This window comes from Cupriavidus sp. SHE, assembly GCF_000812445.1.
Taxonomy (GTDB): domain Bacteria; phylum Pseudomonadota; class Gammaproteobacteria; order Burkholderiales; family Burkholderiaceae; genus Cupriavidus; species Cupriavidus metallidurans.
In genome coordinates this window covers 1-2348 of sequence record NZ_JWMB01000043.1, presented here as the reverse complement: position 1 = coordinate 2348, position 2348 = coordinate 1, and the positions used below count along the sequence as shown (strand labels likewise).

The following is a 2348-nucleotide window of genomic DNA, read 5'->3' as shown; positions in this document are numbered from 1 at the left end:
AAAGTTCTACATGTTTTGGTGTGAGTTACATTGGACGCGACGCGAGAATCCCCGTACATTGCCGCGGCGCGCCGACAAAAGGTGCTCGGTGCCTTGCGGCGTCAGTTATTGCATACTGTTGCACGCTTGCGAGCATCGCTCGCAGGCCTTCGCACAGTCCAGACAATGTTGCGCTGCGTGCTTGGCGCATTCAGCACCGCATTCTTCGCAAATTCGAGCGCATAGCTGGCAAATCTCCTTTGAGTGTTCGCTTGCGCGAGACATAGCAGCAGCAGCAAACGCACAAATTTGTGCACAGTCTATATCGAGCTCTATACACTTCCGCATTTCATCGACGTTCCGTTCTCGCAGGCAGGAAGCTGCACAATGATTGCAGGCGACTGCGCACGCGTGACAGGCATCAATACACGCTCTGAGGTCCTCATGTGGCATGACAAATCTCCTTCGGAATAGTTTGATCGGCGTATTGGAAATACGCCATTCCAACAACAGCAATTCGCGCGCCAGACTTGCTCGTATGGGGACCCGCCAACATCGCCCTCGTGGTGGGATCGGCTGCTGCCGAGTGCGACGAGCATGCGGAACCTGTTGTCGCAGTGGGGCACCGCATAGCAAATGGCCTCAAATTGAAATGCACAATCAGTCGGCCCGATTACCCGCTGCGCGCATGCTGCGCTCCCATATATCGATGGTGATCTAAAGCACGCGCTTACCGAGCGTGCCCGCGCCTTGATCGTCGCTGACCGACGGGCCATCGTGACACCGTGGGAACACCTGCGGCTGCCACACGAGGTCGACGGCTCCGCCGGCGCCTTCCGCGCTCCGCTGTCGACCTACATCCTGGGCATGGACAACGATTACGAGGACATCCAGGCCTGGCTGGCCCTGCACAAATCCCCGGCCACGCAGCGCGCCTATCGCAAGGAAGCCGAACGGCTGATCCTGTGGGCCATCGTCGCGCGAGGGAAGGCCCTTTCATCCTTGACGACCAAGGATGCAACGACTATCGGACATTTTTGCACAGACCCACGCCGCGCGAGTGCTGGGTTGGACCCCCGCGGCCACACACGTCGCCGGACTGGCGCCCGTTTGTCGACAACCTCTCGGCGCGCTCGGTCGCCCATGCGCTGACCGTGCTCAGCGCGCTGTTCCGCTGGTTGGTGGAACAGCGCTATGTACTGGCCAACCCCTTGGCGGGCATCAAGGTGCGCAGTAACCAGCGTGCCATGGCCGTGGAAATCACCCACGCCTTCACCGATGGAGATGGCTGCTGGTGCGCACCATCGCCAACGGCCTCGAGTGGTCGTACGGCTGGCAAGCCGCGGCCGCACAGCGGCTTCGCTTCCTGCTGGATTTCGGATACGCGACGGGACTGCGGATCAGCGAATTGGCCAATGCCGCGTTGCGTCATCTCGACGTCGACGCCGCGGGCGATCACTGGCTGCACCTGGTCGGCAAAGGTGGCAAGCCCGCTAGGGTTACATTGACGCCCTTGGCGCGGACGGCGCTGGAACGCCACCTGCTGGAGCGCGGGCTCCCTGTCAGCCTCGCTCGCTGGAACCCACCTAAGCCCATAGTCGGTAGCCTGGATGGTGGCGAAACCGGTATCACGCCCCTGCGCCTGTGGGAAGTCATGCACCGATTCTTCAGGCTCGCAGCGAACACGATTGAAGGCGATCATCCAGCGTTGGCAGAGAAGCTCCGACGGGCGATACGACAGTGGATGCGCCACAGCCACGCGACGCACGCACTGGCGAAGGGTGTCGAACGTAAGCGCCCGGTGAACCCGTCTTGAAGGGAAGCAGGAGAGCAAGGAGCATCGTGTCCATCTAAATTCTTGGTGGACACGTGAACACTATCGAAGAGAGCGCACCAGCGCGACGCCGACGTCGGCACAGCGCCGAGTTCAAGGCTAAAGCCGTCCAGGACTGCCTGCATCGGGGTGTTTCGATTGCGGCGGTAGCGCTGCACCATCGCGTGAACGCGAATCTGCTGCGACGCTGGGTCGCTGAACACCAAGCGTTGGATAGCGCGGGCGAAGCCCGTGCATTGATGACAGTACCCCAAGCCGAGTTCATCCCGTTGCAGATCGGCGATCCCACGCCGACGCCTGCGATACCGGATATACAGATCGAAGTGCGACGCGGTGCTGCGACGATCAGTATTCGTTGGCCAGGATCGGCCGCAGCAGAGTGTGGCGAATGGCTTCAGGGGTGGTTGCGTTGATCCGCATCGAGGCAATCTGGCTAGCTACCGAGCCGCTGGACATGCGAGCGGGAACAGATACGGTCTTGGCTCGGGTGGTGAAGGTATTCGGAGCCGCCCGACCGCATCATGCTTATCTCTTC

2 protein-coding genes and 1 pseudogene are annotated in these 2348 nt (G+C 60.9%); 2 read left to right on the top strand and 1 reads right to left on the bottom strand.

The window, feature by feature from the left end; genetic code table 11:
- Nucleotides 1-105 precede the first annotated feature (105 nt).
- Nucleotides 106-432: a four-helix bundle copper-binding protein gene (locus RN01_RS34695; RefSeq protein ID WP_080672870.1), complete on the bottom strand. Its 327-nt coding sequence runs from the start codon at nucleotides 430-432 to the stop codon at nucleotides 106-108.
- Between the two features lie 276 nt (nucleotides 433-708).
- Between RN01_RS34695 and RN01_RS21310 the strand changes: the two are divergent.
- Nucleotides 709-1768 (top strand): annotated as a pseudogene (locus tag RN01_RS21310) (tyrosine-type recombinase/integrase); the annotation flags it as partial.
- 80 nt (nucleotides 1769-1848) lie between these two features.
- On the top strand, nucleotides 1849-2226 hold the full coding sequence (locus RN01_RS33210; protein ID WP_011229357.1) for a transposase: 378 nt from the start codon (nucleotides 1849-1851) through the stop codon (nucleotides 2224-2226).
- The last annotated feature ends 122 nt before the right edge of the window (nucleotides 2227-2348 follow it).

Bases quoted from the DNA above. Each gene is read 5' to 3' on its own strand.
- RN01_RS34695 (WP_080672870.1), bottom strand. From the start codon at position 432: ATGCCACATGAGGACCTCAGAGCGTGTATTGATGCCTGTCACGCGTGC.